The following is a 24,990-nucleotide window of genomic DNA, read 5'->3' as shown; positions in this document are numbered from 1 at the left end:
TTTTGTCATCAATACCTATCACCAAAGGAGGATATCAATAAGTTTGAGTTTATTTAAAATATTAAGCAAAACTATATGAATACTTTGATAGATCCATATAATACGATTACTGGTTCTTTGGCTGCTCTTGAAGCAGTAAAATATTTAAAGGATTTTGACAAATGTCAAATTATAGAACTGGAGATCCGTATAGCCGCTAGTGTCATATTTGTAATAAAATATAATTTTTCATATTTATATATCTTCATATAAAGTAATTTACTTATTACTTTATTGGTATTATTGGTGCGTAAATGAAGAGTATATTAGCATTTGGATTTTTATTTAATGGTATAAGGATTTTAACAGGCGCCTTTATTGTATTTTATATGCTTGAAAAAGGGTTAACTCTTATTGATATCGGTATAATTAAATCATTTCAAGCTTTTATTATGATGGTTACAGATATTCCTCTTGGATATTTTGCAGATAGAAAAAGTTATAAAATATCTATAATTTTAGCAGCAGCTTTTGCAGCCACATGGCTCTTTCTCATGGGAGTTTCTACAAGCTTTTATGGTTTTCTTTTGGCAGAACTTTTTAATGCATTATCGCTTACATTGATTGCTGGTGCTTATAATGCTTTACTTGTTCAATATGCAAAAACAAAATTTATATCTACTAAAAAAGCGCTCGGTTCCAGCTCTCAATATAATTACATTGGCATGTTTATATTTAGTTTGATAGGCGCATATTTTGCCGATTATTCTAGCCAATATATATGGTATATATCTGCATTTTTAATGATGATTACAACAATCTTTGGTTTGTTTTTTTTGGATGATCTAAAAGGAGAGAAAAAATCAATAAAAGCGAATTCTTTCATTTCTGACGCAAGAGAAATGTTATCTATTTTTGTTAAAGTTCCTTACATATCTCTATGTTTTTATTTTTCCCTTATTTTTTCCAATATATTTTCGCAGTATTGGCAGTGGATATTTAAAGATTATGATATCAATGTAACTTATTTTTATCTTGGTGTGACATTTTCTCTTATATTGCTCTCTCAGCTACTGGCTAGTTTTCTCTTTACAAAACTAAGTGAAGGAATGAATTTTGTTTTACTGCTGGTTCTTTCAGCGGCTACAATTTTCACAGTTGTTTTCTTTGAGCCCAAAAAAGAAATTGCTGTTATTTTAGTCTGTATGATTTTTTATCTCATTAAGTATACATATCTTCGTGTAGAAGTTGTCCTGCACGATAGTATTAGCGATAATCTTAGGGCCACATACGAATCTTTCTTGTCAACTGTTGGAAGGATGAGCCTATTGGTATTTTTTTACCTTAGTGCGTATATGGTAAATATGTTTGGTTTTTTGTCATTAATTTACATTTTTGGTATATATTTGTTTATTTACTTGTTTGCAGTGTTCTTTTTAGAAGAAACTCTAAAAAAGATCTCAGTGTGAATATTAATTTATCATTATCACGAGCGTTTTATGTGGTTTCATTAGAATTTAGAGTTTTCAACCTCCGATCACAAACGCAATATGGCACCGTTAGATCTACTTATTTTTATGGTGCCAAAAGGCAAAAAATATCTGTCAAAGATCAGGCAAATTTTATAGATCTAACACGGTGTCTACGCAGTTTCTACCCATGCAAAGAAGAAACTCTAGCCGTTACTACTTCAGAATCAGGACCGCTATGCCGTGTTGTAGGAAGTGGCTCTTTTATGCTGGAGGAAAGACCAACAACAGACTGTAAATTGTCAGTCATATCAAATAAAAAATTTCGCTTGTCCAAATTGGATCTGTGATAGATATCTTTTTTTGATACAATTATATTTGTAATAACTGATTTTAGCTTTTCTATATCAGTATTAAAGGAGATTGGTCAAAATTCCTTGATTTTATAGATTGGTTGACCATATTTGAGTTCTGCTAAACATAATAAATTCTCTTGTAAATTAGCAAAAAAGAGTTCATAGCTAAATTACCATGTGTTTATTGGAATAAACTTTGAATTCACCAAAGTTTATAAAACCCAATTTTTTATAAATGCCAATTCCCTCGTGAGAGGCTTGCATACCAATAACATGACATTTCTTTCTTTTTAAATGCTCAATAGCCATTTTTGTCATTAATGTCCCGACACCTCTTTTCTGAAAATCTGGATTGGTGACAATATCATACACTCCACCAACTCCATCCGCTTTAATACAAAAACATATTGCTACAGGATTGTTATTTATATAACCAACGAACATATCTACATCAGGATCTTTTTTATAACAGCCACCTATTGTTTCATAAAATATTATCGCCTCCTCATCAAAAGGCTCGAATACTGATGCCATAACATTTCCATAATCTATAAAATCTTGAAGTGATTCAACTTCCTTGATTTTGAAATCATCCAGCATAGAAGTAACATGAGAGTCTATATCTTGAGCTAAAGCTGCCATTCCTACCTCTGTTTCAACACGCTCTAAGCCAATAGATAAGAGAACTTCATTAACTTCGTAATTAGACGAATGAGGTCCAACCCACCAAGATAAAGGCAGTTTTTGTGCATTAAAGGAATCGATTATAGATTTTGCTTGGTCTACAGGTATAGTTTCTTGTAAATTTTTAGCAGAGACAATATTGAATGTGTCTGAAGCAAATGTTGAATTAACAGAAGATACTCCATTTGGAAAATCAACAACCTTCATTTTAGGGCATAATTTCGGTAAAAAACGTACCTTTGAAAAAAAGTTATTCTCTAACGATAAGTCAATTTTTGATTTGTTTAACATTTTTTCCTTGTAATTGCTCATCATTCCTAATTGATCTTTTAATAATGGGGCTGTAAAAAAATCCGCTGCCAATACTAAAAAATTTATCCTCGCGGATGATATTGTTACTCTCCAATATCGTAAACCATATTGCAATAATTCGCTCTTCAAAAATACGGTTTTGCGTTATAGGTGCTGATCAAATGATCTTTATCTATTTTTCCACTTTTGTTTAAAGGCTACATATCAATAGCAATTATAAAAGCAGGAACCATATAATTTGGTAGTATATCGTTAATTTTATTTCTCAATAAATCTTTGTTTATTCCACCAACGTAAAAGCAATACTCCGGTTTTCGTTCTCTAAAAATGAGGGGTTAAAAAAGCCTTATCGCAAAAAACTCAGGTAAATCAATGGTTTTAGTACATATGTACCCTCAATCGGAGTGTTCGCATGCATTGGAAAAGGAGAGGGTAAAATGGCGCAATTCGAGAAAGCGAAGCACGATTCTCAATCGTCATCGCGAGCTCTGAAAGAGCCTGGCGATATAGCCATTTACAGGATTGCTTTGTCATCTGCGATTCCTCAACATGATGACTTTTGGTGACGATGAGAAAAGTTACCCTTAAAAAATCTGGCGGAGAGAGAGGGATTCGAACCCTCGATATGGTTTCCCATATACACGCGTTCCAGGCGTGCGCCTTCAACCACTCGGCCACCTCTCCAGATTTGCGCACTATACCCAGAAAGAAATAACGTGCAAGCCTAAACTATACATTCAAAATTTAAAAAACAACTTCATTTATTAAAACAAGATGTAATACTCGTTGAATAACAAGCACTTCCTCTCCTTTTAAGAAGTGATTTTTCCGTGGATAGGCATCCAAAATGCAATCACTAAATCAACAAAAACAACCATTCTCTTAGCCCATTTGTAGACCTTCACATTTTATGAATAACATCATCTTCAAATTGATAATTAAGCATCACTACTAACCCATTACTATTCATTATATCTAATAAATAGGACAAGCAACTCTTAAAACCTTGTTTACCAACATTAAAACGTGCTTTACTGAGATAATAGACCTTATTCCAACAAAAATGATTTATAATGTGATTGTGTTACCAAATTACAGGACTAACGAGCTCTTTCCCCCTTAAAGCCTCTATATCACTTTATATCATCGCTAAGAGCGCGTACAGCTCGCGCAGTTTCACATTGTAATGCTTTTTTTGCTAAAATTTTCATGTCTTCAAAACTATGCGCCTGCAAACACGCTTTTACCGAAGAAATGTCACAAGATATCATGGAAAGTTCGTTAATCCCCAATCCAGTCAAAATCATTGCTGCAAAAGGATCTCCAGCCATACCGCCACACACACTAACCCAACACTTATGTTTTTCTGCACCTTGAATAGTCTGATAAATCATACGCAAAACCGCGGGATCAAGGCTATCGGCTTCAGACACAAGATAAGGATTTTGTCTATCAACAGCCATTGTGTACTGTGTTAAGTCGTTGGTTCCAATCGAGAAAAAATCAACATAAGCACTCAAAACATCTGCCATAATAGCTGCTGCTGGGACTTCAATCATAATACCCAGCTTTAATTTTGGCGCATCAATATCGTTGCGAATTTCTTCTGCGATCTTTTTTACAGCAAAAATCTCTGAAACAGACATAATCATTGGAAACAAAATCCATAAATCTCCACCCTCTTTTGCTGCTCGATACAAAGCACGCAACTGAGGAATTAAAAGATCACGTCGACGTAACAAAAGCCGTGTTCCTCGAACGCCTAAAAAAGGATTGTCCTCTTTAGATAACCGTAAATGCGTAACCTGTTTATCCCCACCAATATCAAGTGCACGAATAATTAATGGCTTACCCCCTACTGCTGCAATCATCGCGCAGTACACATCAAATTGTGCTTCTTCATCTGGAATATGTGGACCATCTAAAAACAAAAACTCTGTACGCATGAGTCCAATACCTTCAGCCCCTAAATTTAGTGCAACAGGAACCTGATTTGTGTAGTTAACATTAGCCATGATACGGATCCTTTGGCCATCTGTCGTTTGCACTGGTAATCTACACATACGTATCTCACTGTTACGCTTTTGCGCAACCATACTTATCTGCCTTTGGGCATTTTCAATATCTTCAGAAGCAGGATCAAGATAAATGTACCCATTATCGCCATCAATAATAGCTTGAACATCACACTCAACTGCTAAAACATCCACACCCGTAGCAACAACCATTGGAATACCAAGGGTACGGGCCAGAATAGCTGTATGAGACAGAGGCCCTCCCCATGCCGTTGCTAATCCGTGCACTTTTGTACAATCAAGCTGAGCTACATCAGAAGGAGATAGATCATCTGTAACAAGAATAATACCATGCGGAATATCATTTAAAAAGAATGATCTATACGATGGATTGATTTCGCCTAGGACACGACGACCAACATCAATTAAATTGACAGCACGCGCCGCTAATAAAGGATTATCTACCTTAGAAAACATATCTGCAAATTGCCGAACTGCCCTATCCCAAGACCAAGCAACACCATGACCTTCTGCCATAAAACGAAAAACTTGAGCTATCAGATCTTCATCTTCAAGCAAAACCATTTGCGCAGAAAAAATCGCAGCAGAATCCGCCCCCATACGCGCTGTGATATCAGCAATAACTAATGCCATTTTCTGTTTTGTCTTTGTAAGAGCGCTTTCAAGACATGTCGCGCCAACTGCAAAATCTGTTGGCTGGTCTATTATGGAAATATTATTTTGCTTTAAAACAAAAATCTTGCCAAGAGCCAGCCCTGAACTTGCTCCAACACCAGAAATACTTTTTTGTCTGTAACGCGGATACCAACCATGAAAAGTCTTTGTTTGAGATTCTATTCTTCTCATCACACACTTTTCACTTACACTTACTTTCTTCACAACAGAAATCGCATCCTTAAGAAGTCGCGCACCTTCTGCAGCATCTGTCGAAAAAATGAGAACATCACCGTTTTTTGCTCCTAATTGCAATAAACCAACCAAATTTTTCATTTCAACGGCATACTGACCATGCCGAACCCTGATAGAGCTCTGAGCTTTTTTTGCAAAGTCAACCCAAAGAGAAGCTGGTCGTGCATGAAGACCACTTGGATAATCTAAAGTCCATTCCTGACACACTGAAAGATCACCTATAAAAGTCTTCCCCATTTTCATATCCTGACCAAAAAGAGTTGTAACAATCTGTTGTTTATCGGCGGTCGTCAAAAGTGCTTCAAGCCGTTCTCTATCAAACAAAAGACACGCCAATTGTTTACAAATCTCTCTATAGCGATCTGGACAAGCTGCAATGGCAATAACTAAACGCGCTTTATTTCCTTCCCTCCACTCAACACCAGCAGGAATCTGTATAACAGCAACAGCATCTCTGATAATTAAATTACGACTCTCAACCATTCCATGGGGAATTGCTATACCATTCCCAAGCCAAGTATTCGTTATTGCCTCACGTTTAAGCATGCTTGCCAGATAGGATTTATCAACTGCACCAACTTGCACAAGCAATTCAGCAGCAGCATGAATCGCATCATTTTTATGATCAAAAGCAGCTGCAAGTTGTACAGACCTTATAGACAAGATTTCACTTTCATTAAAATCTGTATTCATCGCTTCTACTTCCTCACATCTCATAATGAATTTAAACTGCTTCACATTTGAGTATGAACATGTCTGATAAATTTCATTTCAAAGCAGCGTTCCCCAAAATACAAACTATAAATAACACTATGCTTTTCCTTTTTTTGCACGGAATATCTAAGTAAGGCGTTTAAACACCTCAACATGAACTATCAAAAAATTGGATACCGCTGCCCCCCGAGTAACCTAAAACCATTATAGGCCAATCTGATTCCCACTCTTTACTGCACAAAGAAAAATACTCTGTTTTTTACATACCCAATTAACTGAAAAGCTATTTTTAAAATGCTCCCATCATTTCAAGTTATCTGATATAACCTGTCATTATTCCTCATACAAGAAAGCACCTCCCCAATTACCCCTAGCTTCAGCTGACATTTTAACTGATCCCCCTAAACTGAGCAACCCACCTTTTCCTCTTTCTGATCTATTACAGGATTACAAATTTCTACATGTAGCCTACCTTCTTAAAACTCCACGTAGCTAAATGTCTCATAACATCAAACCTTAAAGGTATAACCTTAACGATATTGTAGGTTTTCTCTTTCTCAAGTAAATATAGCAATCACAAAATATTCTTTGGCTGCATACCCAAGTGTCTCTACCTAAAAACCATATGCTAAACAGCTAAAATCAAACCAAACGCCACACATACCCTTAATTTCTAGATACTCTGGTAAATAAAATCAATAAAGTTACAAAATGAAAAATGTTTTTCCTTTAAATACTGATAGAGTTTATGTTCACAATGCTCCATAATAGATAACTCAAAAATACTCTTGATATTACTGATTGCACATCCGACATTTCGATTGCCTCAAACCAAATCCTTTGCAATGTCATTTTACTCTAGATTTATTGCTCCCTAAACGCATATCATTTGCAAAACAGCTTTGGTCAATGTTTTTATAATCTCTCTTACATACTTATTTTCTTCTAAACAGAGAGCCTAATCAATATGCATAACCGTTTAAAAAACATTATGAAAACCATTGACACCAACAAATTGGCTTATCTTTACCAAAACGATCGCGCAAATGCTTCCATCAAATTTCTCTCAAATTCCCCGAAAATAAATTATTTAACGCTTTTTCGTGCATAAAGAAAAAACTTTTCTCATGACTATCACATACAAATTTATCGATAAATTCTATCATCACGTCAATATTCTCAGTGTATACCAAACAGAGCACTAATCTTTTGGTTATTTGAGGAAAATAATTGCCTCAAATTTGCCTTTTCAGTTTTTTGTATATTGTTACATTTTATTATGACATCAACGTAAAAAAAGAAAGATAGCGCTCTATCTTTCCTTTCTAAAATTCATAATCTCAGAACCGAAATCCAACGAAACACCGGCTTATGAAAAGAACATACAGCTTATTCTGTTGCCTCTACCATAGGAACAACTGAGACATAGGAACGGTTATTCACTTTTCTTTGAAAAGAAACCGTACCATTTGACAATGCAAAAAGGGTATGGTCTTTTCCAATGCCAACATTATCACCAGGGTGCCAGCGCGTACCACGCTGGCGAACAATAATATTTCCAGCGATAACGGTTTCACCACCAAATTTTTTAACGCCAAGACGTTTCGATTCTGAATCGCGACCATTACGCGAGGAACCACCAGCTTTTTTATGTGCCATGGAGTTCTCCTTTAATTTTCTTTACTCTTTGATGCTACAGTTGCTTTCTTCTGTGGCGCAGCCTTTTTTTCAGCAGTTTTTTTAGCCGCTTTCTTAACAGAAGCAGGTGCTTTTGTTTCCTTTGTCGCCTCTTCTAATGCAGTAGCTTCCTCTTTAATTGATTTTGTCGCTGCTTTTTTAGGCTTTGCACCACCCATTAAAATTTCTAAGATGCGAAGGGTTGTCAGTTCTTGGCGATGACCACGCGTGCGCTTCGAATTTTGACGACGGCGCTTCTTAAACGCGATAACCTTACGACCACGTGTTTGCTCTACAATCTCAGCTGTAACCAACGCATCAGCGACAACAGGCGTACCAATAACCGCATTACCTTCTTGCCCAACCATTAATATGTCATTGAATTCAACAACATCACCGGCATCTCCAATAATTCTCTCAACTTTCATCATCTGGTCAGCAACAACACGATATTGCTTACCACCGGTTTTAATGACTGCGAACATTTTTTATCCTTTCGTTCACTCCAGCTCTTATTTGATTTCCACCTTGTCAATAAAGGAAAATAGGCTGCTTTTTATCAGTCGTAATGGATCTCAAGAAGGATAAAAATACCTTCCTAAACGCAAACATGCACGGATTTCTCCCCGCTTGCATCCCGCATATATGACGGAATTTCTGTTCTCTGTCAATAAAGTCCCACAAAAAAGCAAAAAAGTGGTTGTACTAAAAGCAATTGGAGGTTATCTACCCGCCATATACTTAAATAATGTAAAGTTTTGTCGCGCTTTTATATGGAGAGATGGCTGAGTGGTTGAAAGCACCGCACTCGAAATGCGGCATAGGGGTAACTCTATCGGGGGTTCAAATCCCTCTCTCTCCGCCAAAGTGTTCGCTAGTTCTCTTTAAAATGTCTTTAGTGCAGTGCAGCTTGTTGACAGATTTTATATAATTTGTCACCAGATTTTGCTCTAATTCATTTTTAAAAAAATTTTAAAGAGGATTTCAAAGGATCCTAAAAGGTTTTTAAAACCCTTCTCTATTATGTGCTTCAAATTTTTATTTTTGTGATTTTTTGTCTTTTTTTTTGATTTTCTGCTGTTACAATCCAATATTAGAAATAGCAGATTAATGATAAAAATATGCATAAAAATAATCGATTATCATACATTCCTATCTCATAAATTTCTTTTCCACTGTGTAAAAAACTGCTCAATTACACTTATTTTGCACGTCTCGCCTGAATATGTGCCAATAATCCTAATGTTGAACTATCGCGTTTATCAGCCTTGTTTTCTCCACGGAGTATTGGTAACAATTCATTTGCCAATTCTTTACCAAGTTCAACACCCCATTGATCAAATGAATTAATGTTCATCAAAGCGCCTTCGACAAAAATACGATGCTCATAAAGTGCAATGAGGCGACCAAGTGCAAAAGGTGTCAACAAATCTTGAACTAACGTAATACTAGGGCGATTTCCCTCAAAACTTCTGTGAAGAGCTAAATTGTCTGTTTCACATTTATCAATTCCATTTTTTACTAGGATACGCCGAGTATCTTCAATACTACGCCCTTTCATGAGAGCCTTTGATTGCGCTAAGCAGTTCGCTACCAACATATCATACATAGGATGTAAATTTTGCTCATGTTCTTTTACAAATAAAATAAATTCTACAGGAATAACATCTGTTCCTTGGTGCAAAAGCTGAAAAAAAGCATGTTGACCATTTGTCCCTGAATCACCCCAAACAACCGGACCACTCGAAAAAGTTAATGGTTTGCCATCCAAAGAAACCTGCTTACCGTTTGATTCCATATCAAGTTGTTGTAAATAAGCCGGAAAACACGCTAAACGCTGTGCATAGGGAATGATAGCACGTGATGAATAACCACATATAACACGATGCCAGAACCCTAAAAGAGCAAATCGAATAGGGATATTTTTATGCAAAGGCGTCGCTTTAAAATGTTGATCCATCTGCAAGGCGCCTTTCAGAAATTGGCGAAAATTCTGCCCCCCTATTGCTAACATAACAACAAGGCCAATGGCTGACCAAATTGAATAACGCCCTCCAACCCAATCCCAAAATCTAAAAACTCTTGAAGAATCTATGCCAAACTCCACCACTTTATCAAGTGCACTCGAAACAGCAACAAAATGCGTGCAAACAGCCTTTTCCCCCAAATGTGAGTGAATCCATTGACGTGCAATTTGAGCATTTGCCATTGTTTCGGCCGTTGTAAAAGTTTTAGAGGCAATGACAAATAAAGTCGTTGCTGGATTCAAAACCGAGAGAGTATCAGAAATATGCGTACTGTCAGCATTAGAAACGAAATGACAACGCGGACCATCATGATATGGTTTTAAAGCACGTGTGACCATTGCAGGTCCAAGATCGGAGCCACCAATACCAATGTTTACAATATCATTTATTCTTTCGCCACTGTTTCCCTTATAGCTGCCATCACGTACCCTTTCAGAAAATCTTTCCATATCTTTAAGAACATCCTGAATATCTTGGACAAGATCATGTCCGTCCAACATGAAAACTTCGTCAGCAGGTAAACGTAGCGCAATATGAAGAACCGAGCGCTTTTCAGTTGTATTAATGGCCTGACCGGAAAACATTGCCTCACGCCTGCCTAATACATCTGCTGCGACAGCCAAATCATCTAGGAGTTGCAACGTTTTAAATGTTACACCACACTTCGAAAAATCGAAAAGGAGATCATCAAGTCTTAAAGAAAAATGAGAAAACCGTTGCTGATCTTCTAAGAAATGCCTACGGATATCACTCACCCCATCCTTTGTGGCGTGTCTTCTTAACGCTTTCAAAGCTTCCCCAAAAGCTTTTTCGTTTCGAATTGAAAAGATATCTTCCATGAACTGATCCCGCACGGTTATTGCCAATAAAATCTATGCATAAACAATAATAAAACAGAGAGTGTCTCCTTTATTACCAGTCATTTTTACTGCTCATATACAAAATGAAGGGGTACAAAAATGGAAAGATAAAATCCGAAAACGACATTTTTTAAACGCAAATAAAAAAATTTAAAACTTCCCCATAAATCATTCAACTTGGCTGAGTTCTCTTGTTAAGCGTGTAGCTTCTTCTGCTTTTGCTCTTACAAAACGTCCGAGAAAAAGATAAACAACCGGTGTAACATAAAGCGTAAAAATAGTTGCCAACCCCAAACCACCAACAATAACCCAACCTAAAGCTATACGTGCTTCTGCACCAGCACCTTTTGCTAAAACCAAGGGTATACCCCCTAAAATGGCGCAAATCATCGTCATACAAACTGGACGAAGACGAATATTTGCCGCTTCTTCTACAGCTTCACGCACGCCTTTACCTTGATCACGTAACTGATCTGCAAACTCAACAATGAGGATACCATTTTTGGCCATAACTCCAATCAACAAAATTAAACCAATTTGGCTGTAAATATTAAGACTGACACCGCTTAAAAGCATCGCAATCACAGCACAACCAATCCCTAATGGTACAGTAGCCATGATAATAAATCCTGAAACAAAACTTTCAAACTGTGCAGCTAAAACCAATAAAATAATCACAAAGGCAATTCCAAAAACAATCATAAAATTGGAAGATGTTTCATCAAGTGTCGCAGCTTCCCCCAAGGGAACCACGTAGTTTCCTTTCGATAACAAAGGAGAAGCAATTTTCTGTACAATTTGATAAGCCTCCCCTAAAACGACACCTGGAGCAAGATTTGCGCTTAAAATAACAGCACTCATGTGCTTCTCCCGTTTTAATTGGGGAGCAATAGCTTTTTCATGTAAATTTGCAATAACCGACAAAGGAACATATTGATTTCCTTTAGTTTTTAAAAAAATATTTTCCAAATCACTAGGACTCTTCATAGGATTCCTACGCGATGTCAATTTAACATCGTAAGAATGATCATCTACATAAATAGAACCGATCTTTTTACCATCCAACATTGCTTGTAATGTATTGCCCAAATTGGTGATATCAATCCCTAAATCAGAGGCTTTTTCTCGATTAATTTCAATAAAAAATTGCGGTTGCGTTGCATCAACAGTAAGACGAGGGCGAATGAAATGCGAATCAACTTGTAAAGCACGAACCAGTTTATCAGCAATGGGTTGTAATTTCGTATAATCATTTCCAAGAATTGCAAATTGTAACCCCTGTCCAGTTCCTCTCACACCTAAAGAGTTTCCCTGTGCAGCAAACACAAAAACTGCAGGAAATTGTCTAACCTTTGTATTAACATCTTTCACGATTTCTTGCTGACTACGCACACGCTTATCCCAAGACGAAAGCAACAAAACCAAAAAAGCGGTATTGGGCGAACCGCCAATACCCGCAATAGAATAACTGTTAGCAATTTCACCAGAATCACGTAACGGTTTTAAACTCGCTTCAATTTGCTCTACCTGCTCATTCAGATATTGTGTTGAAATACCCTGTGGTCCATTAATGACTAAAAAAATAAGTGCTCTGTCTTCTGCTGGCGTTAATTCCTGTTGTAATTTCATATAGCCTCCAACACAAAGACCCGCAAAAATAAGTGATACAATGACGACGGTCCAAGGTTTTCCCAAACATTTATGCAAACTATAAGCATATCCCTTGCTCAAGAAAGCGCCTAATTTGTACAGAAAAATAGAATGATGCGTCTCTCCTTTATTGCCTTCAACATGTTCTTTAAGAAAGCGTGAAGCCAACATAGGACAAAGAGTTAAAGCAACAACCGAAGAAAGCAGAATAGAAATTGCCAATACAAAACCAAATTCTCTAAAAAGTGCACCAACTTGTCCAGGAAGAAAAGAAATAGGCACAAAAACGGCAACAAGCGTCAATGTTGTTGCTAAAACAGCAAAAAATACTTCACGCGTTCCTAGCACCGCTGCTGCTCTAGGGCCTAATCCCATATTGCGCCATCGAACAATATTTTCCAGAACAACAATAGCATCATCCACAACAAGCCCTGTTGCCAAAACCAATCCTAAAAATGTGAGAATATTCAACGAAAATCCTGCAAGATAAATGGCAGCAATTGTACCAATCAAAGCTACAGGAAGAGATAAAGTGGGAATAAGCGTTACACGAATATCTCTTAGAAAAAGAAAAATAACCAAGATAACGCTAAGGATAGCAATGACCAATGCAACCTCAACCTCATGAAGCGCGCTTTTAATAAAAAGTGCATCATCACTAATAACACTTATATGCACAGAAGAAGGAATAACACTCTTAAGATTATCGACAACCGCTCTAACACCTTCGGAAATATTAAGGGTATTGGATTGTGCTTTGCGCACAATTCCCAACCCAATGCCTGTCTTTCCGTTGATACGAAGAATGACCGTTTCTACATCCGGTGACAAAGTAATATGCGCAACATCACCAAGATGCACATGAGGTTTTAAGACAACTTGTTCAAAAGCTTCTGGTGTTGTTAAACGTGCTGTAGCGCGTACAATTAAAGCTTGCTTAGAATTACGTAACGACCCAACAGGTACATCCGTTGTCATATCAGCAAGAACACGTGAAATATCTGCTACTGTTAACCCATAACTGGCAAGTTTTGCTTGATCTATATCAACCTGAAAAATCTTCGTGCGCGCACTATCAACTTGCACATCACCAACACCATCAACAGCAGAAAGCGCATCAACAATCTGGTCGTCTACAACCGTTGTTAAATCATCAATGCTCATCGTTGGTGAAGTCACAACCAAATACATCATTGCAGCAGCATTTGAATCTGCTTTAATGATCAGAGGTGAATCCGCGTTTTTAGGTAAAGAATAGGCAACACGAGACAGAGCATCACGAATATCAGATGCTGCAACATTCAAATCAACACCAACATTAAAACTAACCTCCACACGGGAACGTCCAAAAGAGGAAGTTGAAGAAATTGTCTTAACACCTGAAACACGAGAAACTGTATCTTCTATAACTCTTGTAATTTCACGATCAATTGTCTCTGCCGATGCACCAGCAAAAATCGTCATAATCGTTGTCACTGGAGTATCAACATCTGGTAATTCGCGTACATCAACATTCAACCATGCAGCAAATCCCGCAATCATAATCATAGCATTCAAAACAAAGGTAAAAACCGGCCTGCGAATAAATAATGCAATTATACCGCCCTGCTCCATCTGCACCATAGGCTGTTTTGCGCTAAATTCTTGACTCATTGTACATCCTTACCCCTAAACGGCTGATAGTTGCTGTTGATTGGGTTTTGGATCATCAAAAGTAACCCTACTTCCTGGATGGAGCATCTGTACTCCCTGTATGACAACTCGTTCACCACTTTTTAGAGGTGCTTTCACAAATACTTGATCTGCTTTATGCTGAATAATCGATACTGGGACGGGCTCTACCTTTCCCTCTCTTTCACGCCAAACAAATGATCCTCTACTATTCCATTGAACCGCAAGAGGATTAACGACAGGAAAAGAACCACTATAGAATTCTAACGCAACAGAAAAAGACATACCTGTCATGAGCGTATTTTTTTCATTATTGATTTCAACTTGAATATGAAGTGTGCGGCTTTCTGTATTAACAACATTATCAATCGCATAAATATGACCAACAAAAGCTTTATCCGGCTGTGCCGTTAATGTTGCAGTCACTTCATCTCCTTTATGTATTCGCGATACATATCGTTCAGGAACCCATATATCGACAAAAATGCGTTCTCTATTCTCAATACGGCCTATTATAATATTAGGAGTAACAGCATTGCCCTCATTAATGGGTAAAATACCAATAACACCACTAATCGGTGCACGAATTGTGCGCCGTTCAAGATCTAACTCAGCATTACGCAAAACCAAATTTGCATTATCCAGCTCTAAGCGTGCAGTAATTTCCTGAACCTCTGTCGCTGTATGACTGGCACGTAATTTAAGAATACGTGAAAGCGTTAAAGCACTATTATCACGTTGTATTTTTGCTTTTGCAGCCGCTATTTCTTCCTTTTTAGAATCAAGCTTTGCAATCACATCACCCACTTGTACTTTCATGCCAGCTGATACAAAAATCTTATCAATAACACCTGATGACCAAGGAGCTAACTCCACCGCAACAGACGCTCGCCCGCTCCCAAGAACATTCAACTGTTCGTAGAAATCCTGAACTTTAACAAGATCAACAACAACATTCGTTGGGGGGCTTCCTATCGAAACCTTCGAAGTTTTATGCGATGCATTTGTTGTTTTATCCACTATAGCAATGCGTTGTTCTGAACTCTGTTTCCCTGCCCAATAGGTCACCATCAAAACGACAACGAAAAACACCAATGGAAAGATCTTTTTTAAAAATTTCATACATCTATCCTTGCTGTATCATGAGTATATAAATTTATCTGAAAAAGCTCCCAACAGTGATATCCAAGTTTCACACAAAAACTGAACTGCAGGTAGTGTATCTTACCCCTCCACCGCAAAAACATATCTCATCTCTTGCTTGACTATCTTTCGTAAATAACAACGTCAAGTTAACTATCGTTCATCTTGAACTATACCGTTCACAGAACAAAGAAATGACCATGTCAAAATCCAAATGAAACAGAAAATATACGGTAGCTTTTTTAAATATATCCTCAACAAAGAGATAAAATTTTTATTTCCATCAAGTTTCACTTGCAATTCCTCAATGAAACGATTAGGAACCCCTTGTCTTAATAAGATAAAAAATTGGAAATGTATGCACCCGTAGCTCAGCTGGATAGAGCACCAGACTACGAATCTGGGGGTCAGGAGTTCGAATCTCTTCGGGTGCGCCATTATGTGAGCTTTCGTTTTTCTTCAGTAATTTTTGGGATTGTAAATAGCGCCTCTCTTATTGGGTTACTTTCCATTATAGTGTTGCCAGATTGCACCGTACCTGCTTTTCCTGATTGGGAATCAGAACTTCTTTCCGTTTAGATGTATCAGATATCTAAGGTGTGTTCACTCTTCAAAAATAGTAGTCTTTTAAGATCTCTTTCATCTCTTAAAATACAAAACAAGATATTCTGTCTTCGTTCGAAGAATCGTTACAATTTTAACAAAAAACTTTGCTACAAAATTTTTAGAGTTTTAACATTCTTTCTTAGTAAGATATAGAAAACATGAACAGAATGAGCTATTTGGAAAATCAAAAAGCGCAACAGAACACTCCCATGAAAATTATAAATACTTCTTGTTTTACGAGAGCATTCCTGCTTGCACAGCATGTCATCAACCTTTATAGTGTTTTATCTTCTTTCTATGTGCTATAGGCTCTCTCATTCGATTATAGTACACGCCCTCAACATCAACAAAACTAAATTTAAAGAACTTTCCCATGCCTAAAACAGATATTGAAATTGCTCGCACGGCTCACAAGCAACACATCACTGAAATTGCGCAAAAAATTGGTATCACACATGAAAATCTCATTCCTTATGGACATGACAAAGCTAAAATTTCTTCTGCATACATAAAATCGCTCAATAAAAATCCGAATGGTAAACTTATCCTCGTCACGGCTATCAATCCAACACCTGCTGGAGAAGGAAAAACAACAACAACGGTTGGACTCAATGACGCTCTCAATCTCATTGGAAAAAAAACAATAGCTACCTTGAGAGAACCGTCCTTAGGTCCTTGCTTTGGTATAAAAGGTGGTGCTGCTGGAGGTGGTTATGCCCAAGTTGTACCAATGGATGATCTTAATTTGCATTTTACCGGTGATTTTCACGCCATTACAGCTGCTCATAATCTTCTTGCTGCAATGATCGATAATCATATCTACTGGGGAAATACTCTGAATATTGATCCACGCCGCGTTGTTTGGAAGCGAGTCGTTGATATGAACGACCGTGCATTGCGTGATATTGTTGTTTCATTGGGTGGAGTAACCAACGGTTTTCCACGTCAAACAGGTTTTGACATTACTGTCGCATCAGAAATTATGGCTATTTTTTGTCTTGCTGAAAATTTAGAAAATCTTACGCAAAGACTCAAAAAAATTATTGTCGCCTATCGTTACGATAAAACACCTGTGACAGTTGCTGATCTCAATGCGGAAGGTGCAATGACAGTTCTTCTCAAAGATGCTCTGCAACCTAATCTTGTACAAACAATTGAAAACAACCCTGTTCTTGTCCACGGAGGACCTTTTGCTAACATTGCTCATGGCTGTAATTCAGTTATAGCAACAAAAACCGCTTTAAAACTTGCGGATTATGTTGTTACAGAAGCAGGATTCGGAGCCGACCTTGGAGCAGAAAAATTTTTCAACATTAAATGTCGACAAGCAGATATTCTACCGAATGCTACAGTGATTGTCGCAACAATTCGCGCACTAAAAATGAATGGTGGAGTGGCTAAAAATGATTTGACGGTAGAAAATATCACAGCTTTACAAAAGGGAGCAGACAACCTTTTACGGCATATAAAAAATATGGAACACTACGGTATCCCTTGTATTGTTGCTATCAATCATTTTGATACCGATAGCGATGCTGAAATAAGTACATTGCAAAAAATAGTTTCGACAACTGGCTGCGAAGCTGTTCTCTGCAAACATTGGAAACAAGGTGGAAAAGGCGCCATAGAACTCGCACAAGAGCTCGTTAGCTTAATTGAAGAAAAAAGTGCCCATTTCAAAGTTCTGTATCAAGATAACCTGCCGCTCGTTCAGAAAATTAATTGTATCATAACAAATCTCTATGGTGGGCGCGGAGCTATAATCGCAACCCCTATTCTCAAGCAACTTGAATGTTGGGAAAAAGAGGGCTATGGTGCGTTCCCTATTTGTATGGCAAAAACACCTTATTCTTTTTCCTCTGATCCAACAAAATACGGCGCTCCTGTTGATTTTGAAATTCCTGTGCGAGAAGTTCGTCTCTCTGCAGGTGCGGGTTTTATTGTTGTTATTTGCGGAGATGTCATGACCATGCCCGGCTTACCGCATTACCCTATCGCTGAAAAAATTCATCTTGACGAAAATGATCAGATACAAGGGCTTTCATAAGCTTATATTTGTAAAATCAATCATTCATTATGAAAAGCACCCTATAATAAAAAGCTTAGAATTTTAAAAAGCGATATAGACAAACCCCTTCTTTATGTGGTATGGGTGTATGTATTATACGTATAGTATACGTATGATGTGTGTCCTTTTAGATATTTATTTAAAAGGGACTGGGTTTTTTCCTATTATTTATGACACTGAAACAAAGCAGGATAAATAGTGCAAGTACTCGTTCGTGATAATAATGTTGATCAGGCGCTACGCGCGTTGAAAAAAAAGATGCAGCGTGAAGGTATCTTTCGTGAAATGAAAATGCGTGGTTATTATGAAAAGCCATCGGAAAAGCGTGCTCGTGAGAAAGCTGAAGCTGTTCGCCGTACACGGAAGCTTGCTCGTAAGCGTGCGCAAAGAGAAGGCCTTGTTAGTAACGGTCGGACCGCTGCATTAAAATAGTGTACGATTGAACTTCTGTGTAATTGTATTGTAAGATTTCCGTCGGCAGGTGTGTAGATATAGTACACTGATTTTTTGCTTTTCTATGATAATGTCGGTATAATTTCTTTATTTTTTGTATCTATGAGAGCGATGATTTATTCTCACTTATAGTTGCATTGTGAATCTTATTTCGTTTTGCTTTTAGCTATTTCAAGAAATGAGTATGCGTATGGAGTGTTTTTTGTCTTTTTCTGTAATTTTTTTGTATACAACTCCGTGATGGTTTTCTTATCTGGTATAAAACATTCCGCATCTTTCAAATCCCCTGAATCACGACAGATCGCAAATACAAATCACTGTCACAATATGTAATTGTGTGTGGAAAGAATATTATATCAAACCATGACTTCTCCTTCTTCATGTAATTTAATCAGATGATAAAATTTTGTAACTTTTTGCATATCTTGACTTCCTCCCCACCTTAAAAAACGAAAATCCTTAACCATCACCAATCTGATTAAAGATCGGTTTCTGTCAACTACACTCCACTTTCTAACCACTTATGTGATTCATTGCATAGGCTCTGGACGAGTTTTGCTCTGAATCTTCTGTTCAATTTTATACTTCTGTACTTGGTTGATGCAAAAGAAAACTGGATGTTGATGAACGGTATACTCTCATAAACAATGTAAGCATTAGAAGTCCAAACTTTTGTTTTACTTATTCTGTTATTCTTGTAACAAATTCTTCATTGTTTAGATCTCTTTAACTAGCAGTATGCCATAATTTTGATCAGTTCTCAATCCTATCTTCCAGATCTTAGATTACCAATATATAGAAACGAATAGATAAAAGGTTTAAGTGTGCAATATTTTAGTTGGTTTCGATTCTCAGTGCTTGCATTACGTATCCTAATAGCAGGAACCTTTGTATTCAGCTCACCTCGTTTTTTGCACGCACAAACACTCAATCAAAATTCAGAGCAAAGCTCAGGGCAAAATTTAGGACCAAGCGGTTTACCACTTCCACGGTTTGCTTCGATTAAACCTACCCGTGTTAATGTGCGCATCGGACCAGGCAGCAATTATTCTATCATTTTCACCTACAAAAAACAGGGCTTGCCTATTGAAATTATACAAGAATATGATCAATGGCGCAAAATTCGTGATGCCGAAGGCGATGAGGGATGGGTATATCAATCGCTTTTATCAGGAAAACGAACCGCTATAGCTATTCCATGGCAAAAAGATAAAACAAAAAGGCTGATGCTACGCAAAAGTCCTGCAGACAACGCAGAACTTGTGGCAGAAGTAGAGCCTAATGTCATTGGTAACATCCGCCAATGCGATGGATACTGGTGCGAATTAAGTATTAACAATACGCGCGGATGGCTTCCTCAACCACAGTTATGGGGAATCTATCCTGATGAAAAAATAAAAGGTTGGTAAATTTTCAAATCAATAAAGTTTAATTTTCATTCCTTATTGAATTCCTCGAATCCTATAATTAAGTTTTTGGTTTTAACCGAACTATCAAATCAACATGCGAAATTTCCATACCTTCTGGTGGTTTAGGCAAATTTCCAATAATAGGAGCTTCTTCCAAATCGCACGAAATATCAAGAATACGATTCTCACCTTCTATATAAAAATGATAATGATTAGATGTATTGGTATCAAACCAAGTTTTCGAACCTTCTACGGCAATAATCCGTAATAACCCTGCTTCCGTAAATTGATGAAGTGTATTATAAACAGTTGCTAAAGACACAGGCACACCTAACGCTATTGCCTCTTCATAGAGCTCTTCAGCAGCGATATGACGGTTGCCTTGAGAAAAAATCATATGAGCAAGCTCTAACCGCTGACGTGTTGGCCGCAATCCATTTTGACGCAAACGTTTTTCTAACATAGGGATGGAATAATAATGCACAACCTCTTCACAATCCTTCGTTGACTGTTCTTCTTCATCCAAACCTAAATTCTCTACGCTCACTGACATGTTAAAGACCACAACTTATTTCTGTTCAAATAAGGTTAAAACATAAAAATGGGGACAGTATGGTGTAATTTTTATTCCATTTTTAAATAACCTACCGTGCAGGATACATAAAAAAGGGTATTTGTCATTAAAAATGATATAAAATCATTTCCCTCTCCTTAAAATTTGCTCTAAAAGTAGATTGTGGAGAAGCGCAGAAGTTAAAAATATACGCAAATAAATGGAGTAACAATGACTGAACAAAAGTCTCGCTACACTTATGAAGAGCTTCTAAGCTGCGCGCGCGGCGAAATGTTTGGTAGGGGTAATGCACAATTACCTGCACCACCAATGTTAATGATTCATCGAATCACCCAAATTAGTGAAACCGGTGGTGAATACAATAAAGGAATGGTCCGTGCCGAATTTGATATTACTCCAGACTTATGGTTCTTTGACTGTCACTTTATAGGTGATCCGGTCATGCCAGGATGTCTCGGTTTAGATGGTATGTGGCAATTAACAGGTTTTTTTCTCGGTTGGTTAGGTGAACTAGGCAAAGGAAGAGCTATATCAACAGGTGAAGTAAAATTATCAGGTATGGTAACTCCGCAAACCAAACTTCTTGAATATGGAATAGATTTTAAACGTATTCGGCGTGGGAATTTGGTCTTGGGAATAGCCGATGGATGGGTAAAAGCAGATGGGGAATCCATCTATAAAGCGAGTGATTTACGTGTTGCTTTGTTTAAAGAAGACTGAAATTATTTCCATTAGCAGGGACATTTTGTTATTCTGTGTGAAACAAGGAGGTATGAATGCGTCGAGTTGTTGTAACTGGAATGGGAATTGTCTCTGCAATCGGAAATAACCCTCAAGCTGTTTTAACTAGCTTGTATGAAGCGAAATCTGGGATTTCTTATGCGCCCCAGTATGCCGAGTTGGGCTTTCGTAGCAGAGTTTATGGCAAACCTAATGTTAATGTAGAAGAATTAGTTGATCGACGTGCTTTACGTTTTCATGGACGTGGAACTGCTTGGAATCACATTGCCATGGATCAAGCAATTGCTGATGCAGGTTTAGAACTTCATGAAGTATCAAATGAACGTACAGGTATCATTATGGGCTCTGGAGGGGCTTCAACTCAATCAATTGTTGAAGCTGCTGATATTACACGCCAAAAAGGTCCAAAGCGCGTTGGTCCTTTTGTCGTACCTAAAGCGATGAGTTCTACAGCATCTGCAACACTTGCAACTTTTTTTAAAATTAAAGGAGTGAATTATTCAATCTCTTCGGCTTGTGCCACTTCTAATCATTGTATTGGAAATGCTTATGAATTGATACAATACGGCAGGCAGGACCGTATCTTTGCCGGTGGTTGCGAAGATTTAGATTGGACACTATCTGTGTTGTTCGATGCTATGGGTGCTATGTCCAGCAAATATAATGATGTACCTCAAAAAGCTTCACGTGCCTATGATATCAATCGTGATGGATTTGTTATTGCTGGTGGGGCTGGTGTTTTGGTTCTTGAAGAGCTAGAACTTGCTAAAGCACGTGGTGCGAAAATCTATGGAGAAATTGTTGGGTATGGCGCTACATCTGATGGACATGATATGGTCGCTCCATCTGGCGAGGGAGCAGAACGGTGTATGCGTATGGCGCTTGCAACCGTAAATAATAAGATTGATTATATCAATCCCCATGCAACCGCAACACCTGTTGGTGATCCTCCAGAAATAGAAGCAATCCGCCGTATCTTTGGAGCAGGTGATCAATGCCCTCCAATTTCTGCCACAAAATCCTTAACTGGTCATTCTTTGGGAGCGGCAGGTGTTCAAGAAGCAATCTATACACTGTTAATGATGAATCATAATTTTATTTGCGAAAGCGCTCATATTGAAGAGCTTGATCCAATTTTTGCTGATATGCCCATTGTTCGTGAACGTCGTGATCATCAACAACTTAATACTGTATTGTCAAATACATTCGGTTTTGGCGGTACCAATGCAACGCTCGTTTTCCAACGCTATACATAAACAGGAATTCTTAGCTGGTTGAAAAAAGCACGATCTTTTACGGAGAATAATATGAAAGGTTTGATGGAGGGCAAACGTGGCCTTATTATGGGGGTTGCAAATGACCATTCAATCGCATGGGGTATTGCGTGCCAACTAGCAGAAGCAGGAGCTGAATTAGCTTTTACTTATCAAGGAGATGCTTTCGGAAAACGGGTCCAACCACTAGCAGAAAAGCTTGGTTGTAAATTATTACTTGAGTGCGATGTTGAAAAAATTGAAAATGTCGATCGCGTCTTTGAACAACTTGAAAAAGAATGGAAGACAATTGATTTTGTTGTACACGCTATTGGCTTTTCAGATAAAGCTCAATTAAAGGGACGTTACGTTGATGTTACAACACGCGAAAACTTCAAGCGCACAATGGTTATTTCAGCTTATTCTTTTACTGAGATCGCCCAGCGTGCCGGTAAGCTTATGCCCAACGGAGGTACACTTCTAACACTCACCTATGGAGCTTCACAGCAAGTTGTCCCTAATTACAATATCATGGGTGTGGCTAAAGCTGCTTTAGAAGCTATGGTGCGTTATTTAGCCGCAGATTTTGGTCCACAAAATATTCGCGTTAATGCAATTTCAGCGGGACCTGTTAGAACTTTGGCTGGCAATGGTATTGCAGCTGCGCGTGCAATTTTTTCGTATCAACGCCGTAATGCACCATTGCGCCGCACCGTAAACATTAATGAGATAGGAAAATCTGCTCTTTATCTACTCTCTGATTTATCATCAGGTGTTACTGGAGAAATTCATTATGTTGACTCAGGTTATAACATTATGTCTATGCCAACACTTGAAGAGTTAAAACAAAGTGAAGAAACTCGTGGAGAATAACTAGCCACAGTCCTTTTAAAAAGTGCAAAAATGATTATGTGCCAATCATTTTAGAAGTGTATTGGCTATTTTCTCTAGGGTGTAATATTTATAATTGAAAAAAATAGCTCATTTTCAAAGATACAGCTCAAACAATGAGTAAATTTCTTACGTCCAAATTATGTCCCAGAAAAAACTAACTTATATAACTTTATAATTTGCTAAAGCATTATCATCTTACCTAATAGTCAACGTAATCTTTCTCAAAGTTTCGTTAATTATAACCGTATTTCTCATGTGTTTGAATAATTTAAAAGCATACTGTATCATGTATTTCATCTTTAAGTGACCGGCTCAGTAATGTATTGGCCGCTTCAACTACGCTTTTATCACGAAATAGGACTTGATAAATTTGCTCTGTAATTGGCATTTCTACCCCGATACGTTGTGCTAACGTATGCACTTCTTTAGTATTTAAATAACCTTCAACAACTTGACCAACCTGTTTTTCCGCTTCTTTTGTATCCATTCCTTGACCAAGCAGCATTCCAAAACGCCGATTACGTGACTGGTTATCAGTACATGTCAAAACCAAATCGCCTAAGCCTGTCATACCCATAAATGTGGAGAGCTCAGCGCCCATAGCAATACCTAGCCGACTGATTTCAGCTAACCCCCGCGTAATGAGAGCTACCCGAGCATTTGCTCCAAATCCCAGACCATCTGATATTCCTGCACCAATAGCAATGACATTTTTGACAGCTCCACCTAATTGAACGCCTATCATATCTGGATTTTTATAAACTCTAAAATTTTTGCTACAATGGAAAAGCTTCTGTAGTTCTTCACTAAATTTAACATCAGAAGCTGCAACCGTAATTGCCGTAGGCAAACCCATAGCCAATTCTTTAGCAAAAGTTGGTCCAGAAAAGATAGCTAAAGGGATTTTATCACCCAAAATCTCACGAGCAACTTCTTGTAAGAGCCGTCCTGTACCATGTTCTAGGCCTTTTGTTGCCCAAATAATACGTGAATGTTGATTTAAATAAGGCTTGATTTTGTATAATACCTTATGAAACACATGACTCGGAACAGCGATTAATACATCGCGACTTGCGGTTATTGCAGCCTCAAGTGAAACTTCAAGCGATAAATTGTCAGGAAATCGAACACCAGGTAAAAATGCCTGATTACAGCGATATTCCTGTAATTTCCTGATATGTTGAAGGTCACGTCCCCATAATAAAACACGATAACCGTTACGAGCAAGCGCAACTGCTAATGCAGTGCCAAAAGAACCAGCACCAATAACTGTCATCGAAAACGCATTCATTAAGTTTTCTGATTATTCTCCAAATTTTAGTTTCCACTACTAATTACAAGTTATTCTAGTAAATATTTTCAAGTGAGATATTTTTAATACAAATTCACTCACTTTGAAAACACTACTCTCGTATAGTTTTATTCTAACACAACATAAAACCTTTTCAAGATTCTCGTGCTCTCTGAACTGAATTGTATCAATGTCATTTTGTACATTCTATAAA

General features: G+C 37.6%; 18 protein-coding genes and 3 tRNA genes. 10 read left to right on the top strand and 11 right to left on the bottom strand.

Annotated elements, in window-relative coordinates; all coding sequences use genetic code 11:
• Nucleotides 1–293 precede the first annotated feature (293 nt).
• Nucleotides 294–1,448, top strand: coding sequence for an MFS transporter (locus tag J7R13_RS02170; RefSeq protein ID WP_208437253.1), 1,155 nt, complete (start codon nucleotides 294–296; stop codon nucleotides 1,446–1,448).
• 184 nt (nucleotides 1,449–1,632) lie between these two features.
• Here the strand turns inward: J7R13_RS02170 and J7R13_RS09815 are convergent, their stop codons facing one another.
• On the bottom strand, nucleotides 1,633–1,758 hold the full coding sequence (locus J7R13_RS09815) for a hypothetical protein (protein ID WP_276577404.1): 126 nt from the start codon (nucleotides 1,756–1,758) through the stop codon (nucleotides 1,633–1,635).
• 211 nt (nucleotides 1,759–1,969) lie between these two features.
• Nucleotides 1,970–2,851, bottom strand: a complete 882-nt coding sequence (locus J7R13_RS02165) for a GNAT family N-acetyltransferase (protein ID WP_246786253.1) — start codon at nucleotides 2,849–2,851, stop codon at nucleotides 1,970–1,972.
• A gap of 386 nt (nucleotides 2,852–3,237) precedes the next feature.
• On the opposite strand from J7R13_RS02165, the gene J7R13_RS09810 reads away from it, so the two are divergent.
• Nucleotides 3,238–3,366 carry a hypothetical protein gene (locus J7R13_RS09810; protein WP_281432485.1) on the top strand — a complete coding sequence of 43 codons (129 nt, stop codon included), beginning with the start codon at nucleotides 3,238–3,240 and terminating at the stop codon, nucleotides 3,364–3,366.
• Between the two features lie 28 nt (nucleotides 3,367–3,394).
• Here J7R13_RS09810 and J7R13_RS02160 read toward each other — a convergent pair.
• The 4 genes from J7R13_RS02160 to rplU all read right to left on the bottom strand — a co-directional run bounded on the left by J7R13_RS02160 (nucleotide 3,395) and on the right by rplU (nucleotide 8,621).
• Nucleotides 3,395–3,484: transfer RNA gene (locus tag J7R13_RS02160), tRNA-Ser, on the bottom strand.
• 449 nt (nucleotides 3,485–3,933) lie between these two features.
• Nucleotides 3,934–6,438: a phosphoenolpyruvate--protein phosphotransferase gene (gene ptsP, locus J7R13_RS02155; protein ID WP_208437252.1), complete on the bottom strand. Its 2,505-nt coding sequence runs from the start codon at nucleotides 6,436–6,438 to the stop codon at nucleotides 3,934–3,936.
• Between the two features lie 1,410 nt (nucleotides 6,439–7,848).
• Complete coding sequence (gene rpmA, locus J7R13_RS02150) at nucleotides 7,849–8,118, bottom strand: 50S ribosomal protein L27 (protein WP_208437251.1); 270 nt, start codon at nucleotides 8,116–8,118, stop codon at nucleotides 7,849–7,851.
• An 11-nt stretch (nucleotides 8,119–8,129) separates the two neighbouring features.
• Complete coding sequence (gene rplU / locus J7R13_RS02145) at nucleotides 8,130–8,621, bottom strand: 50S ribosomal protein L21 (protein ID WP_208437250.1); 492 nt, start codon at nucleotides 8,619–8,621, stop codon at nucleotides 8,130–8,132.
• A 290-nt stretch (nucleotides 8,622–8,911) separates the two neighbouring features.
• Between rplU and J7R13_RS02140 the strand changes: the two genes are divergently transcribed.
• Nucleotides 8,912–9,001: transfer RNA gene (locus tag J7R13_RS02140), tRNA-Ser, on the top strand.
• Between the two features lie 336 nt (nucleotides 9,002–9,337).
• Here the strand turns inward: J7R13_RS02140 and pgi are convergent.
• From pgi to J7R13_RS02125, 3 genes are all read right to left on the bottom strand, one after another.
• Nucleotides 9,338–11,002, bottom strand: a complete 1,665-nt coding sequence (gene pgi, locus J7R13_RS02135) for a glucose-6-phosphate isomerase (protein ID WP_208437249.1) — start codon at nucleotides 11,000–11,002, stop codon at nucleotides 9,338–9,340.
• Nucleotides 11,003–11,191: 189 nt separating this feature from the next.
• Nucleotides 11,192–14,326: an efflux RND transporter permease subunit gene (locus J7R13_RS02130; protein ID WP_208437248.1), complete on the bottom strand. Its 3,135-nt coding sequence runs from the start codon at nucleotides 14,324–14,326 to the stop codon at nucleotides 11,192–11,194.
• Between the two features lie 15 nt (nucleotides 14,327–14,341).
• Nucleotides 14,342–15,466, bottom strand: a complete 1,125-nt coding sequence (locus tag J7R13_RS02125; protein WP_208437247.1) for an efflux RND transporter periplasmic adaptor subunit — start codon at nucleotides 15,464–15,466, stop codon at nucleotides 14,342–14,344.
• 381 nt (nucleotides 15,467–15,847) lie between these two features.
• Here J7R13_RS02125 and J7R13_RS02120 point away from each other — a divergent pair.
• From J7R13_RS02120 to J7R13_RS02105, 4 genes are all read left to right on the top strand, one after another.
• Nucleotides 15,848–15,924, top strand: a tRNA-Arg gene (locus J7R13_RS02120).
• A gap of 542 nt (nucleotides 15,925–16,466) precedes the next feature.
• Nucleotides 16,467–18,140, top strand: a complete 1,674-nt coding sequence (locus J7R13_RS02115; RefSeq protein WP_208437246.1) for a formate--tetrahydrofolate ligase — start codon at nucleotides 16,467–16,469, stop codon at nucleotides 18,138–18,140.
• Nucleotides 18,141–18,359: 219 nt separating this feature from the next.
• Entirely contained in the window at nucleotides 18,360–18,593 is a 234-nt protein-coding gene (gene rpsU / locus J7R13_RS02110) for a 30S ribosomal protein S21 (protein WP_208437245.1), read from the top strand.
• A gap of 845 nt (nucleotides 18,594–19,438) precedes the next feature.
• Entirely contained in the window at nucleotides 19,439–20,023 is a 585-nt protein-coding gene (locus J7R13_RS02105; RefSeq protein ID WP_208437244.1) for an SH3 domain-containing protein, read from the top strand.
• A 58-nt stretch (nucleotides 20,024–20,081) separates the two neighbouring features.
• On the opposite strand, the gene irrA is transcribed toward J7R13_RS02105, so the two are convergent.
• Nucleotides 20,082–20,576 carry an iron response transcriptional regulator IrrA gene (gene irrA / locus J7R13_RS02100; RefSeq protein ID WP_004858366.1) on the bottom strand — a complete coding sequence of 165 codons (495 nt, stop codon included), beginning with the start codon at nucleotides 20,574–20,576 and terminating at the stop codon, nucleotides 20,082–20,084.
• A 231-nt stretch (nucleotides 20,577–20,807) separates the two neighbouring features.
• On the opposite strand from irrA, the gene fabA reads away from it, so the two are divergent.
• From fabA to fabI, 3 genes are read left to right on the top strand one after another with little or no spacing between them, the layout of a single operon-like run.
• On the top strand, nucleotides 20,808–21,317 hold the full coding sequence (gene fabA / locus J7R13_RS02095; protein WP_004858364.1) for a 3-hydroxyacyl-[acyl-carrier-protein] dehydratase FabA: 510 nt from the start codon (nucleotides 20,808–20,810) through the stop codon (nucleotides 21,315–21,317).
• A gap of 56 nt (nucleotides 21,318–21,373) precedes the next feature.
• Nucleotides 21,374–22,594 (top strand): beta-ketoacyl-ACP synthase I, encoded by a 1,221-nt coding sequence (fabB, locus tag J7R13_RS02090; RefSeq protein WP_208432424.1) that lies wholly within the window; start codon nucleotides 21,374–21,376, stop codon nucleotides 22,592–22,594.
• Nucleotides 22,595–22,645: 51 nt separating this feature from the next.
• Complete coding sequence (gene fabI, locus J7R13_RS02085) at nucleotides 22,646–23,464, top strand: enoyl-ACP reductase FabI (protein ID WP_208437243.1); 819 nt, start codon at nucleotides 22,646–22,648, stop codon at nucleotides 23,462–23,464.
• Between the two features lie 289 nt (nucleotides 23,465–23,753).
• On the opposite strand, the gene gpsA is transcribed toward fabI, so the two are convergent.
• Nucleotides 23,754–24,776, bottom strand: a complete 1,023-nt coding sequence (gpsA, locus tag J7R13_RS02080) for an NAD(P)H-dependent glycerol-3-phosphate dehydrogenase (RefSeq protein ID WP_208437242.1) — start codon at nucleotides 24,774–24,776, stop codon at nucleotides 23,754–23,756.
• Nucleotides 24,777–24,990: the final 214 nt, after the last annotated feature.

Source organism: Bartonella taylorii 8TBB, from assembly GCF_902825155.1.
Taxonomy (GTDB): Bacteria; Pseudomonadota; Alphaproteobacteria; order Rhizobiales; family Rhizobiaceae; genus Bartonella; species Bartonella taylorii_A.
Note: the sequence above shows the minus strand (reverse complement) of the source record. Positions and strands in the feature narration are given on the sequence as shown.